This is a genomic window from Streptomyces sp. NPDC043876, assembly GCF_056435825.1.
Genome location: NZ_JBWKDV010000005.1, coordinates 133,925 through 148,112 on the forward strand (window position 1 = coordinate 133,925; position 14,188 = coordinate 148,112).

At 71.0% G+C, this 14,188-nt stretch carries 10 protein-coding genes; 5 read left to right on the forward strand and 5 right to left on the reverse strand.

What is annotated here, in order from left to right; genetic code table 11:
• Positions 1-5 precede the first annotated feature (5 nt).
• From AC0693_RS17610 to mshC, 4 genes are all read left to right on the forward strand, one after another.
• A complete protein-coding gene (locus AC0693_RS17610) occupies positions 6-740 on the forward strand; it encodes a histidine phosphatase family protein (protein ID WP_356416849.1) in 735 nt (244 codons plus the stop codon).
• 92 nt (positions 741-832) lie between these two features.
• A complete protein-coding gene (locus tag AC0693_RS17615) occupies positions 833-1,423 on the forward strand; it encodes a DUF3090 domain-containing protein (protein WP_351043915.1) in 591 nt (196 codons plus the stop codon).
• Positions 1,387-2,343, forward strand: coding sequence for an SCO1664 family protein (locus AC0693_RS17620; protein ID WP_478802408.1), 957 nt, complete (start codon positions 1,387-1,389; stop codon positions 2,341-2,343). The genes AC0693_RS17615 and AC0693_RS17620 overlap by 37 nt, the downstream gene beginning before the upstream one ends.
• A gap of 121 nt (positions 2,344-2,464) precedes the next feature.
• Positions 2,465-3,694: a cysteine--1-D-myo-inosityl 2-amino-2-deoxy-alpha-D-glucopyranoside ligase gene (gene mshC / locus AC0693_RS17625; RefSeq protein ID WP_469318870.1), complete on the forward strand. Its 1,230-nt coding sequence runs from the start codon at positions 2,465-2,467 to the stop codon at positions 3,692-3,694.
• A 446-nt stretch (positions 3,695-4,140) separates the two neighbouring features.
• On the opposite strand, the gene AC0693_RS17630 is transcribed toward mshC, so the two are convergent.
• The 5 genes from AC0693_RS17630 to AC0693_RS17650 all read right to left on the reverse strand — a co-directional run bounded on the left by AC0693_RS17630 (position 4,141) and on the right by AC0693_RS17650 (position 10,424).
• On the reverse strand, positions 4,141-5,157 hold the full coding sequence (locus tag AC0693_RS17630) for a PAC2 family protein (protein WP_478802305.1): 1,017 nt from the start codon (positions 5,155-5,157) through the stop codon (positions 4,141-4,143).
• Between the two features lie 147 nt (positions 5,158-5,304).
• Positions 5,305-6,912 carry a glycerol-3-phosphate dehydrogenase/oxidase gene (locus AC0693_RS17635; RefSeq protein WP_356416857.1) on the reverse strand — a complete coding sequence of 536 codons (1,608 nt, stop codon included), beginning with the start codon at positions 6,910-6,912 and terminating at the stop codon, positions 5,305-5,307.
• Positions 6,913-6,952: 40 nt separating this feature from the next.
• Positions 6,953-8,479, reverse strand: a complete 1,527-nt coding sequence (gene glpK / locus AC0693_RS17640; RefSeq protein ID WP_356416859.1) for a glycerol kinase GlpK — start codon at positions 8,477-8,479, stop codon at positions 6,953-6,955.
• A gap of 77 nt (positions 8,480-8,556) precedes the next feature.
• Positions 8,557-9,339 (reverse strand): MIP/aquaporin family protein, encoded by a 783-nt coding sequence (locus tag AC0693_RS17645; protein WP_356416861.1) that lies wholly within the window; start codon positions 9,337-9,339, stop codon positions 8,557-8,559.
• Between the two features lie 317 nt (positions 9,340-9,656).
• Entirely contained in the window at positions 9,657-10,424 is a 768-nt protein-coding gene (locus AC0693_RS17650; protein ID WP_356416862.1) for an IclR family transcriptional regulator, read from the reverse strand.
• 250 nt (positions 10,425-10,674) lie between these two features.
• Here AC0693_RS17650 and metH point away from each other — a divergent pair, with 250 nt between their 5' ends.
• Positions 10,675-14,187, forward strand: coding sequence for a methionine synthase (gene metH / locus AC0693_RS17655; RefSeq protein ID WP_478802306.1), 3,513 nt, complete (start codon positions 10,675-10,677; stop codon positions 14,185-14,187).
• The last annotated feature ends 1 nt before the right edge of the window (position 14,188 follow it).

A 14,188-nucleotide genomic window follows, 5' to 3' on the forward strand; every position in this document is an offset into this window, starting at 1 on the left:
TCCGCATGGCCACGCTGATCCTCGTACGACACGGGCGGTCCACCGCCAACACCGCAGGGCTGCTCGCCGGATGGACCCCCGGCGTCGAGCTGGACGAGCGCGGCGCCGAACAGGCCGCCGCGCTGCCCGGCCGTCTCGCCGACCTGCCGCTCGCCGCCGCCGTCACCAGCCCGCTGGAGCGCTGCCGCCAGACCCTGGCGCCGCTGCTCGCCGCCCGGCCCGAGCTGGCGCTGCACCCGGACGAGCGGATCGGCGAGTGCCACTACGGCGACTGGTCCGGCCGCAAACTCTCCGAACTCACCGACGAACCCCTGATGCGGATCGTCCAGCAACACCCCTCGGCCGCCGCGTTCCCCGGCGGCGAGTCCATGCGCGCCATGCAGGCCCGCGCCGTGGAAGCCGTCCGCGACTGGAACGCGCGCATCGACGAGGAGCACGGCCCCGACGCCGCCTACCTGATGTGCTCGCACGGCGACATCATCAAGTCGCTGGTCGCCGACGCCCTCGGGATGCACCTCGACCTCTTCCAGCGCATCCACGTCGACCCCTGTTCGATCACGGCGATCCGCTACACGCCCACCCGCCCCTTCCTGCTCCGGCTGGGCGACACCGGCGACCTCGCGGGCCTCGCCGCCCGGCCCGCGCCCGACGCGGCCGCCGAGCCGGCGGAGCCGGGCGCGGACAAAGGAGCCGAAGACGGCGGGAACGCCGTCGTGGGAGGCGGTGCGGGCGCTGTGTGATCGAACGGCGCAGTAGGGTGGACTGGCCTTCATCCATCAGCACAGCCCCCCGTGCGCAGGCCACATCCTGCCGCAGAGACTGGAGACTGGACGTGCCCCGTCAGGTGTTCCTCTACGACCCGCCGGACCGCTTCGTGGCCGGTACGGTCGGCCTGCCCGGACGCCGCACCTTCTTCCTCCAGGCTTCCACCGGCCCCCGCGTGACCAGCGTGTCCCTGGAAAAGACCCAGGTCGCGGCGCTCGCGGAACGGATGGACGAACTGCTGGACGAAGTCGTACGGCGCACCGGCGGCAACGCGCCGGTCCCCGCCGTGGCGCCCGCCGAGGCGGCCGACACCGCCCCGCTCGACGTCCCCGTCGAGGAGGAGTTCCGCGTCGGCACCATGGCCCTGGCCTGGGACGGCGAGGAACAGCGCATGATCGTCGAGGCGCAGGCGCTGGTGGAACTCGACGCGGACTCGGACGAGGACCTCGCCGAGGCCGAGGAGCGGCTGCTCCAGGACGAGGAGAACGGCCCGCCGATGCTGCGCGTGCGGCTCTCCGGGGCGCAGGCCCGCGCCTTCGCCAAGCGGGCCCTGGACGTCGTCAACGCGGGCCGCCCGCCGTGCCCGCTGTGCAGCCTCCCGCTGGACCCGGAGGGGCACGTCTGTCCGCGCCAGAACGGCTACCGGCGCGGAGCGTGAGCGCGATGGGGGAGGACCACGGCGTGCGGAGCCGGACGCGGGACGAGCGGACGGATGACCTGGGGACGGGGGCCCTGCTGGAGGTGCTCGCCCGGGGGGAACTGACCGTCCAGGGCCGGATCAGGGAGGCGTCCAACGCCGTCCTGCTGTGCACCGCCACGCACGAGGGCGTGAGCGTGGACTGCGTCTACAAGCCCGTCAAGGGCGAGCGGCCGCTGTGGGACTTCCCCGACGGCAACCTCGCCCAGCGCGAACGCGCCGCCTTCCTGGTCTCCGAAGCCACCGGCTGGGGCCTGATCCCGGCGACCGTGCTGCGCGACGGGCCCTACGGCGAGGGCATGGTCCAGCACTGGATCGAGACGGCTGAGGCCGAAGAACCCGACGACTCCGACGGGCCGGGCGACTCCGACGGGTCCGGCGAGGGCGGTGACCCCGGTGGCCGGCTGCTCGCCCTGGTCGAAGGGGAGGAGGCGGGGGAGGGCTGGAAACCCGTCGCCCTCGCCGAGGTCGGCGAAGGCCGCACCGCGCTCCTCGTCCACGCCGACGACCCCCGGCTGCGCCGCCTCGCCGTCCTCGACGCCGTGATCAACAACGGCGACCGCAAGGGCGGCCACCTGCTGCCCGCCCCCGACGGCCGGCTCTACGGCATCGACCACGGCGTGAGTTTCCACACCGAGGACAAGCTGCGCACCCTGCTCTGGGGCTGGGCCGGGGAGCCGCTGACCGACGAGGCGCGCGCCGTCCTCGCCTCGCTGACCCTCCTGCTGGCCGACGGAGCGCCGCTCGCCACCCGGCTGGCCGAACTGATCACACCGGTCGAGCTGGGCGCCGTACGGGGCCGCGTGGCGGACCTGCTGCGCACCGGGGAGCACCCCCGGCCCTCCGGGGAGTGGCCCTCGATCCCCTGGCCGCCCGTCTGACACCCGGTCCCGGCCGCGTACGTCCGTACGCACACCGGAGGCAAGATCGCAAGGGTGTCGATCACGCCAAGAGCGCAGGTCCGGTTCGTTTGCGGAACACCCGTCCGGTTAGGCTCACGGCATGCATGCCTGGCCCGCTTCTGAGGTCCCCGCCCTGCCTGGCAAGGGCCGCGACCTCCAGATCCACGACACTTCGACTCAGGGGAAGGTCACCCTTTCCCCCGGTCCCGTCGCCCGTATCTACGTCTGCGGCATCACCCCGTACGACGCGACCCACATGGGTCACGCGGCGACCTACAACGCGTTCGACCTCGTGCAGCGCGTGTGGCTCGACACCAAGCGGCAGGTGCACTACGTCCAGAACGTGACCGACGTGGACGATCCGCTCCTGGAGCGGGCCCTGCGCGACGGCCACGACTGGACCGAACTCGCCGAGCGCGAGACCGCCCTGTTCCGCGAGGACATGACCGCGCTGCGGATGCTCCCCCCGCAGCACTACATCGGCGCCGTCGAGGCCATACCCGGGATCGTGCCGCTCGTGGAGCGGCTCCGCGACGCGGGCGCCGCCTACGAACTCGACGGTGACACCTACTTCTCGGTCGGGTCCGACCCGCACTTCGGCTCGGTCTCCCACCTCGACGCCGAGGCGATGCGGCTGCTGTCCGCCGAGCGCGGCGGCGACCCGGAGCGACCGGGCAAGAAGAACCCGCTCGACCCGATGCTGTGGATGGCCGCCCGCCCCGGCGAACCGAGCTGGGACGGCGGCTCGCTGGGCCGCGGCCGGCCCGGCTGGCACATCGAGTGCGTCGCCATCGCCCTGGACCACCTGGGCATGGGCTTCGACATCCAGGGCGGCGGGTCCGATCTCGCCTTCCCGCACCACGAGATGGGCGCCTCGCACGCGCAGGCCCTGACGGGCGAGTTCCCGATGGCCAAGGCCTACGTGCACGCGGGCATGGTCGGGCTGGGCGGCCAGAAGATGTCCAAGTCCAAGGGCAACCTGGTCTTCGTCTCCGCGCTGCGGCGGGCCGGGGTCGATCCGGCGGCGATCCGCCTGGCCCTGCTGTCGCACCACTACCGGGCCGACTGGGAGTGGACCGACGCGGTCCTCGCCGACGCGGTGGCCCGGCTGGAGCGGTGGCGTGCCGCCGTGTCCCGGCCGGACGGGCTGGCCGCCGACGCGCTGGTGGAGGAGGTCCGCGAGGCGCTCGCGGACGACCTCGACGCGCCGCGGGCGCTGGCGGCCGTGGACCGCTGGGTGGACGCGCAGATCGCCTCCGGCGGCTCCGACGAGGCCGCGCCCGGGCTCGTCTCCCGCACCGTGGACGCCCTCCTGGGCGTAGCCCTCTGACCCCGCCCCACCGACACCCCCGCAGCCCCCCGCCCTACCCGGGCGGGGGGCTGCGCGCATGGGTCCCCCGGCTCCCGGGCTACTCGGCCACATAGCCCCCGTATGCCCTCCGCGAGCGCCTCAAACGCCGGCGGGGCCGGGTGTTCGGGCCTGCCGTGCCGGGCACGGGCCGTCCGCCCTCCGGGGACGCCTCAAACGCCGGCGGGCTGGGTTTCGGCTGGGCGGCCCATAGGCCTTGCGGGCGCCGCCAAGGGTGTTCCCGGCCGGTGCGGACCCGTCCGCCCTCCGGGGACGCCTCAAACGCCGGCGGGGCTGGATCGGACGCGCCCGGCACATCCCAGCCCGCCCGGCGTTTGAGGGCAAGAACAGCCCGCCCGGCGTTTGAGGGCAAGAACAGCCCGCCCGGCGTTTGAGGGCACATGAACAGCCCGCCCGGCGTTTGAGGGCTACGGTTCCGGGGTGTCCGGGGCGTCGTCCGGGGGAGGGAGCGGCGGGGGGTCGGACGGGTCCTCGCCGGAGGCGTCCGGTTTGCGGCGCGGTCCCCGCGGCCGCCCGCCCGACGGGTCGCGGAGGTACGAGCCGTCCCCCGGACCCGCGTCACCCGCCACGCCCGGCCCGGGACCACCGTCCCGCCGCCGCAGGTACCGCTCGAACTCCCGGGCGATGGCCTCCCCGGAGGCCTCCGGGAGGTCCGCCGTGTCCCGCGCCTCCTCCAGCGTCTGGACGTACTCCGCCACCTCGCTGTCCTCGGCGGCCAGTTGGTCCACCCCCACCTGCCACGCCCGCGCGTCCTCCGGGAGTTCACCCAGCGGGATGCGGATGTCGATCAGGTCCTCCAGCCGGTTCAGCAGGGCCAGCGTCGCCTTCGGGTTCGGCGGCTGCGACACGTAGTGCGGCACCGCCGCCCACAGCGAGACGGCCGGCACGCCCGCGTGCGTGCACGCCTCCTGAAGGATGCCCACGATGCCGGTGGGGCCCTCGTACCGGGTCTCCTCCAGATCCATCGTCCGCGCCAGGTCGGGATCGGACGTCACCCCGCTCACCGGCACCGGCCGGGTGTGCGGGGTGTCCCCGAGCAGCGCGCCCAGGATGACCACCATCTCGACGCCCAGTTCATGGGCGAAACCGAGGAGCTCGTTGCAGAACGACCGCCACCTCATGGACGGTTCGATGCCCCGGACCAGGACCAGGTCGCGCGGCTTGGCGCCGCCCACCCGGACCACGGACAGCCGGGTGGTCGGCCAGGTGACCTTCCGGACCCCGTTGTCCAGCCACACCGTCGGACGGTTGACCTGGAAGTCGTAGTAGTCCTCGGCGTCGAGCGCCGCGAACACCTCGCCCTTCCACTCCCGGTCCAGGTGCGTGACCGCACCGGAGGCGGCGTCACCCGCGTCGTTCCAGCCCTCGAACGCGGCCACCATGACCGGGTCGATCAGCTCGGGCACGCCCTCAAGCTCGATCACCCAGGTCTCCTTCCGAAGTTCCCCTTGTGTACGGGGGCCAGCCTAAGCCTTGCCGGTGCGCCTTCCACAGCCCACGGAAAAGGGGTGGTCCCCGGGACCACCCCTCTTCCCCACCTGCGCCGGAGCTATGCCCCGGGCGTGCCCGCGCTATGCCTTGCGGCTCAGCATCTCCTCGACGCGAGCGCGCACCTCGGCGGTGTCGAGACCGCGCACGGTGACCGTCGTACGGCGGCGCAGGACGTCGTCGGCCGTCTCCGCCCACTCGTGGTCGCGGGCGTAGGCGACCTGCGCCCAGATCTCCGGGCCGTCCTCGTGGATCCGCTCGGCGAGTGCCGGGTCCTCGTTGGCGAGGCGGGCGATGTCGAAGGCCAGCGAGCCGTAGTGCGAGGCCAGGTGACGCGCGGTCAGAGGGTCCATCCGCGAGCCCGGGTCACGGTCGATCAGCAGCCGGTGCGCCACCGCGTTGGGGTTGGCGACACCGGGCAGCGGCACCCGGCGGACCAGCGACTTCACCGGCTCCATGTCGTCGGTGAGCGGGCTGCCCGGGAGCTTGGCCAGCTTGTCCATGACGACGCGGCCGATGTGCCGGTACGTCGTCCACTTGCCGCCGGCCACCGACAGCATGCCCGCGCGGCCCTCGGAGACCACCGTCTCGCGCTTGGCCTTCTCGACCCCGCCGGGGCCGCCGGGCAGCACCCGCAGGCCCGCGAAGGCGTACGTCATCAGGGAGCGGTCGAGGTCGGCGTCCTTCACGGAGAAGGCCGCCTCGTCGAGGATCTGCTCGATGTCGGACTCGGTGGCGCGCACGTCCGCCGGGTCGCCCTCGTAGACCTCGTCGGTCGTCCCGAGGAGCAGCTGGTCCTCCCAGGGGAGGGCGAAGGTGATGCGGTACTTGTCGATCGGGGTGGCCATGGCGGCCTTCCACGGCGACTTCCGCTTCATCACGATGTGCGCGCCCTTGGAGAGGCGGATCGACGGCATCGAGTGCTTGTCTTCCATGCGCCGCAGGTGGTCCACCCACGGGCCGGTGGCGTTGAGCACGACGCGCGCGTCGACCCCGAACTCGGTGCCGTCGAGACGGTCCTTGAGTTCGGCGCCGGAGACCCGGCCCTGCGTCATGCGCAGGCCGGTGACCTCGGCGTGGTTGAGGACGACGGCGCCCGATTCGACGGCCGCGCGGACCGTCATGACGGCGACCCGCGAGTCGTTCATCTGGTGGTCGTAGTAGACCGCGACGGCCTTCAGGTTGTCCGTCTTCAGGCCCGGGTTGTCGGCGACGGCGCGGGCCGGCGATATGACCTTGCCCATGCCGTCACCGAAACCGGACAGCGCCGAGTACGCGAAGACGCCCGCCCCGAGCTTCGCGGCGCCGACCGGGCCGCCCTTGTACACGGGGAGGTAGAAGGTCAGCGGGTTGACCAGGTGCGGGGCCACGTCCTTGGCCAGCACCCGGCGCTCGTGGTGGTTCTCCGCGACCAGCTTGACCGCGCCGGTCTGCAGGTAGCGCAGGCCCCCGTGGACGAGCTTGGAGGAGGCCGAGGAGGTGGCGCCGGCGAAGTCGCCGGCGTCCACCATGGCGACCCGCAGACCCGACTGCGCGGCGTGCCAGGCCACGGAGGTGCCCAGGATTCCACCGCCGATGACGAGCAGGTCGTACGTGGCCTTGGCCAGCTGCTCGCGGGTCTCGGCTCGGCTCGCGTTCGAACCGGCGGTCGGGTGCGATCCCAGTGAGGGAACGCTCTGCAGGCTGCTCATATCTCTCTTAGCTCCTCGTCGATTGACTCAGCTGGTGCGGTCAGCTGGCGTCTTCGTCGTCGACCCAGCCCATGGAACGCTCCACGGCCTTGAGCCAGCTCTTGTACTCGCGGTCCCGCTGTTCGGCGGGCATGCGCGGGGTCCACTCCGCCGCGCGGCGCCAGTTGGCGCGCAGGGCGTCGGTGTCGGGCCAGAAGCCGACGGCCAGGCCGGCGGCGTAGGCGGCGCCGAGGCAGGTGGTCTCGGCGACCATCGGGCGCACCACGGGGGCGTCCACGAAGTCGGAGAGGGTCTGCATCAGCAGGTTGTTGGAGGTCATGCCGCCGTCGACCTTGAGGGCCGCCAGCTCGACGCCGGAGTCCTTGGTCATGGCGTCGGTGATCTCGCGGGTCTGCCAGGCGGTGGCCTCCAGGACGGCACGGGCGATGTGCGCCTTGGTGACGTACCGGGTCAGGCCGGCGATCACACCGCGGGCGTCGGAGCGCCAGTACGGGGCGAACAGGCCGGAGAAGGCGGGCACGAAGTACGCGCCGCCGTTGTCCTCGACCGAGGACGCCAGGGTCTCGATCTCGGCCGCGGTCTTGATCATGCCCATCTGGTCGCGCATCCACTGGACGAGCGAGCCGGTGACGGCGATGGAGCCCTCCAGCGCGTAGACCGGCTGCTGGTCGCCGATCTGGTAGCCGACGGTGGTCAGCAGGCCGCTGTAGGAGTTGATGATCTTGTCGCCGGTGTTCATGAGCATGAACGTGCCGGTGCCGTACGTCGACTTCGCCTCGCCCTCGGCGAAACACGTCTGGCCGAACAGGGCGGCCTGCTGGTCACCGAGCGCCGAGGCGACCGGGACACCGGCGAGGACGCCGTCCTTGACGTGGCCGTAGACCTCGGCGGAGGACTTGATCTCCGGGAGGACGTTCATCGGGACGCCCATGGACTCGGCGATCTTCTCGTCCCAGGCCAGGGTGTGCAGGTTCATCAGCATGGTGCGCGAGGCGTTGGTGACGTCGGTGACGTGCACACCGCCCTGCGCGCCGCCGGTGAGGTTCCAGATGACCCAGGAGTCCATGGTGCCGAAGAGGATGTCCCCGGCCTCGGCGCGCTCGCGCAGGCCCTCGACGTTGTCGAGCAGCCAGCGGACCTTGGGGCCGGCGAAGTAGCTCGCCAGCGGCAGGCCGGTCTCGCGGCGGAAGCGGTCCTGGCCGACGTTGCGGCCGAGCTCCTTGCAGAGGGAGTCGGTGCGGGTGTCCTGCCAGACCAGCGCGTTGTGCACCGGCTCGCCGGTGTGCCGGTCCCACAGCAGGGTGGTCTCGCGCTGGTTGGTGATGCCGACGGCCTTGACGTCGGCGGCCGTGATCTCGGCCTTGGCGATGGCCCCGGCGACGACCTCCTGGACGTTGGTCCAGATCTCGGCGGCGTCGTGCTCGACCCAGCCCGGCTTCGGGAAGATCTGCTCGTGCTCCTTCTGGTCGACGGCGACGATGCGCCCGTCGCGGTCGAAGACGATGCAGCGGGAGGACGTGGTGCCCTGGTCGATCGCGGCGATGAAGGGGCCGGTGCTGCTGGTCATGGTGGCTGCTCCTGGCAGGTCTGTGAGTAGGCGGAATCAGGGGGCGGTGCGGATCTTGCGAAACGAGCCGGTGCTGATCAGGCGAACGCGAGGTTGTACAGACCGCCGGCGAGTGCGGCACCGGCGAGCGGTCCGACCACCGGGATCCAGGAGTACCCCCAGTCCGAGCCGCCCTTGTTGGGCAGCGGAAGCAGGGCGTGCACGATGCGCGGACCGAGGTCGCGCACCGGGTTGATGGCGTAGCCGGTCGGCCCGCCGAGCGAGAGGCCGATGCCGACGACCACGAAGGACGTGATCAGGACGCCTATGACACCGAGGCCCTTGCCGTCGTCCTGGAGGCCCTGGGTCAGGATGGCCAGGACCAGGACGGCGGTGCCGATGATCTCGGTGATGAGGTTCTGGACGACGTTGCGGATCTCGGGGCCGGTGGAGAAGACGCCGAGGACCGGGCCGGCCTGGTCGTGGGGGTGCGGGTCCTCGGGGCCGAGCTTCGCGTCGCGTATGTGCTCCGGGTCGGAGAGGTGCGCGCGGAACTGGCCGTAGTAGGTGGCCCACATCAGGACGGCGCCGAGCATCGCGCCGAGCAGCTGGCCGGCGAAGTACACCGGTACGTCGTTCCACTCGCCGCTCTTGACCGCGAGGCCGACGGTGACCGCCGGGTTCAGGTGGGCGCCCGAGAGCGGGGCGGACACGTAGGCGGCTATCAGGACCGCGAAGCCCCAGCCGAACGTGATCGCCAGCCAGCCCGCGTTGCGGGCCTTGGAGCTCTTGAGCGTCACCGCGGCGCAGACGCCGCCGCCGAGCAGGGTGAGCAGGGCGGTACCGATGGTCTCGCCCATGAAGATGTCGGAGCTGGACACCCGCGACTCCTTTGTCAAACGTCCAGGGGGTGGGTGGAACACCGGGTCCCTCCGGTGGTCCCACGCACTCGGTGAGTGCTGCACCGGTCCTTGGCCTCGCCCTACCCTAACGCGTATTGCCGTTAGGTGTTCGACAATGCCGACCGGTGAACGGCAGTTTTCCGCCCGGGTGGAGAACCAGTCAAGGCCTGGCCAGGCCAAAGTGCCGGATCGTTACCACTAGGTACGATCGCCCAAATCCAGCCACTCCATGGTCATAAACGCGCCGAAATGGGCATGGAACAGCCCTGTAACCGCCCCTGGCCGGAAAGAGAAGGTCAGAATCGGCCCGCGCCGAGGTCGCGCGACACCGCGCGCGCACAGTCCCGTACGGCCGCCACCAGCGCCGGACGCGGCTCACCGGCCTCGCCGCAGACCCGCTCCACGGCCCCCGACACCGCCACCGCGCCCACCGGCATCCGGCGCCGGTCGTGGATCGGCGCCGCCACCGAGGCCAGACCCTCCCAGGTCTCCTCGACGTCGGAACCCCAGCCGCGCGCCCGGATCAGGTCCAGCACCTCTTCGAAACCCGCCGCCTCCGTGACCGTGCGCGGCGTGAACGACTCGCGCTCGGCCTCCATCACCTGGCTGTGCGCCACCGGGTCGAACGCGGAGATGACCTTGCCGAGGGCCGTGGAGTGCAGCGGCTGCATGGCCCCCACCTCCAGCACCTGGCGGCTGTCGTCGGGGCGGAAGACGTGGTGCATGATCAGCACCCCGCTCTTGTGCAGCACGCCCACGTACACGCTCTCGCCGCTCGCCCGGGCCAGGTCGTCCGTCCACACCAGCGCACGGGCGCGCAGCTCGTGTACGTCCAGATAGCTGTTGCCCAGGCGCAGCAGCTCCGCGCCCAGCTGGTAGCGGCCCGAGGCGGGGTCCTGCTCCACGAAGCCCTCGGCCTGCAGCGTGCGCAGGATGCCGTGGGCCGTGCCCTTGGCCAGCCCCAGCGAGGAGGCCACGTCCGACAGACCGAGGCGGCGCTCACCGCCCGCCAGGAGTCGCAGCATCGCAGCGGCTCGCTCGAGCGACTGGATGTTCCGTGCCATCGGGCTGCCTCCTGCTGACGTGGTTCGACAATGCTGAACAGTATCGGTCGATGCCGACTCTTCGCATGTGGGGAAACTGTTCGAGCCACAGCGAACCGGCCAGAGACGCCAGACCCCCGCGCACAGAATGCAGTCCGCCACGTGGGACACCCTCACCGGGGCCGGTATCGCGCGGTTACCCTGACCGCGTGCACCCTTGACACAGCGGGGGTGCAAAGCCGACAGCCGTCGCATCCCAGGGAGCTCAACCATGGCCTCGTTGCCGAACCCGCCCGCAGACACCCAGACCCGGGCCGACGCCCTCCGGCAGGCGCTGGCCGCCCGTGTGGTGGTCGCCGACGGTGCCATGGGGACGATGCTCCAGGCGCAGGACCCGACCATGGAGGACTTCCAGGACCTGGAAGGCTGCAACGAGGTCCTGAACGTGACGCGCCCCGACATCGTGCGCTCCGTGCACGAGGCGTACTTCTCGGTGGGTGTGGACTGCGTCGAGACCAACACCTTCGGCGCCAACCTGTCAGCCCTGGTCGAGTACGACATCCCCGGCCGCAATTTCGAGCTGTCGGAGTCGGGTGCGCGGATCGCGCGCGAGGTCGCCGACGAGTTCACCGCCTCGACCGGTCAGCAGCGCTGGGTCCTCGGCTCGATGGGCCCCGGCACCAAGCTCCCCACCCTCGGCCACATCCGCTACGAGGCGATCCGCGACGCCTACCAGATCAACGCGGAGGGTCTGCTGACGGGTGGCGCGGACGCGTTGCTGGTGGAGACGACGCAGGACCTGCTCCAGACGAAGGCGTCGGTCATCGGTGCGCGGCGGGCGATGGACGCGCTGGGCGTGTCGGTTCCGTTGATCTGTTCGGTGACGGTGGAGACGACCGGGACGATGCTGCTGGGCTCGGAGATCGGTGCGGCGCTGACCGCGCTGGAGCCCCTGGGTATCGACATGATCGGGCTGAACTGTGCGACGGGCCCGGCGGAGATGAGCGAGCACCTGCGCTACCTCGCCCGCAACGCCCGTATCCCCCTGTCCTGCATGCCCAACGCCGGACTGCCCGTCCTGACCAAGGACGGCGCCCATTACCCCCTGTCGGCGAGCGAGCTGGCGGACGCGCAGGAGACCTTCGTCCGCGAGTACGGGCTCTCCCTGGTCGGCGGCTGCTGCGGCACCACCCCCGAGCACCTGCGCCAGGTCGTCGAGCGGGTCCGCGGGCTGGCCCCGGCGGCCCGCGATCCCCGCCCCGAGCCCGGCGCTTCCTCGCTCTACCAGACGGTTGCGTTCCGGCAGGATCTGGCGTTCATGGCGATCGGTGAGCGGACGAACGCGAACGGGTCGAAGAAGTTCCGGGACGCGATGCTGGAGGCGCGCTGGGACGACTGTGTGGAGATGGTCCGGGACCAGATCCGTGAGGGCGCGCACATGCTGGATCTGTGTGTGGACTATGTCGGCCGTGATGGTGTGGCGGACATGGACGAGCTGGCGGGGCGGTTCGCGACGGCGTCGACGCTGCCGGTGGTGCTGGACTCGACCGAGGTTCCGGTGATCAAGGCGGGTCTGGAGCGTCTGGGCGGGCGTGCGGTGATCAACTCGGTGAACTATGAGGACGGTGACGGGCCGGATTCGCGGTTCGCGCAGGTCACCCGGCTGGCGCAGGAGCATGGTGCGGCGCTGATCGCGTTGACGATCGATGAGCAGGGTCAGGCGCGGACGGTCGAGCACAAGGTGGCGATCGCGCAGCGGCTGATCGCGGATCTGACGGGGAACTGGGGGATCCGGGAGTCGGACATCCTGATCGACACCCTGACCTTCACGATCTGCACGGGTCAGGAGGAGTCGCGCGGGGACGGGATCGCGACGATCGAGGCGATCCGCGAGCTCAAGCGCCGCCACCCGGACGTCCAGACCACGCTGGGTCTGTCGAACATCTCGTTCGGGCTGAATCCGGCGGCGCGGGTGCTGCTGAACTCCGTCTTTCTGGACGAGTGTGTGAAGGCGGGTCTGGATTCGGCGATCGTGCACGCCTCGAAGATCCTGCCGATCGCGCGGTTCGACGAGGAGCAGGTCACCACCGCGCTGGATCTGATCTATGACCGGCGGGCGGAGGGTTATGACCCGCTGCAGAAGCTGATGGCCCTCTTCGAGGGGGTCAACACGAAGTCGTTGAAGGCGGGGCGGGCGGAGGAGCTTCTCGCGCTGCCGCTGGACGAGCGGTTGCAGCGGCGGATCATCGACGGGGAGAAGAACGGCCTGGAGGCGGATCTGGACGAGGCCCTTGCCTCGCGTCCGGCGCTGGACATCGTCAACGACACCCTGCTGGAGGGGATGAAGGTCGTCGGTGAGCTGTTCGGGTCGGGTCAGATGCAGCTGCCGTTCGTGCTCCAGTCGGCCGAGGTGATGAAGACGGCGGTGGCCTATCTGGAGCCGCACATGGAGAAGACCGACGCGGACGGCAAGGGGACGATCGTGCTGGCCACGGTCCGCGGCGACGTTCACGACATCGGCAAGAACCTCGTCGACATCATCTTGTCCAACAACGGCTACAACGTGGTCAACATCGGGATCAAGCAGCCGGTCTCGGCGATCCTGGAAGCGGCGGTGGAACACCGCGCGGACGTGATCGGCATGTCCGGGCTGCTGGTCAAATCCACGGTGATCATGAAGGAGAACCTCCAGGAACTCAACCAGCGCAAACTCGCCGCCGACTACCCCGTCATCCTCGGCGGCGCCGCCCTCACCCGCGCCTACGTCGAACAAGACCTCCACGAGATCTACGAAGGCGAAGTCCGCTACGCCCGCGACGCCTTCGAAGGCCTGCGCCTCATGGACGCCCTGATCGCGGTGAAGCGCGGCGTCCCGGGCGCCGCCCTGCCCGAGCTGAAGCAGCGCCGCGTCGCCAAGCGCGACACGCCCCTGGTCGTGGAGGAGGAGCCGGACGGCGGCCCGGCCCGCTCCGACGTCTCCGTCACCAACCCGGTGCCGGTCCCGCCGTTCTGGGGGACGCGGGTGGTCAAGGGCATCCCGCTGAAGGACTACGCGTCCTGGCTGGACGAGGGCGCCCTGTTCAAGGGCCAGTGGGGGCTCAAGCAGGCCCGCGCGGGCGGGCCGACGTACGAGGAGCTGGTCGAGAGCGAGGGCCGGCCGCGGCTGCGCGGGCTCCTGGAGAAGCTGCACACCGAGAACCTGCTGGAAGCCGCCGTGGTCTACGGCTACTTCCCGTGCGTGTCCAAGGGCGACGACGTGATCATCCTGGACGAGCAGGGCAACGAGCGGACCCGGTTCACCTTCCCCCGCCAGCGCCGCGGCCGCCGGCTGTGCCTGGCCGACTTCTTCCGCCCCGAGGAATCCGGGGAGACCGACGTCATCGGCCTCCAGGTCGTCACCGTCGGCTCGAAGATCGGCGAGGCCACCGCCAAACTGTTCGCCGCCGACGCCTACCGCGACTACCTCGAACTGCACGGCCTGTCCGTCCAGCTCGCCGAAGCCATGGCCGAGTACTGGCACGCCCGCGTCCGCGCCGAACTCGGCTACGCCGGCGAGGACCCGTCCCGGGTCGAGGACATGTTCGACCTGAAGTACCGCGGCGCCCGCTTCTCGCTCGGCTACGGCGCCTGCCCCGACCTGGAGGACCGCGCCAAGATCGCCGACCTCCTCCAGCCGGAGCGCATCGGGGTCCACCTCTCCGAGGAGTTCCAGCTCCACCCCGAGCAGTCCACCGACGCCATCGTCATCCACCACCCCGAAGCGAAGTATTTCAACGCACGCTGAC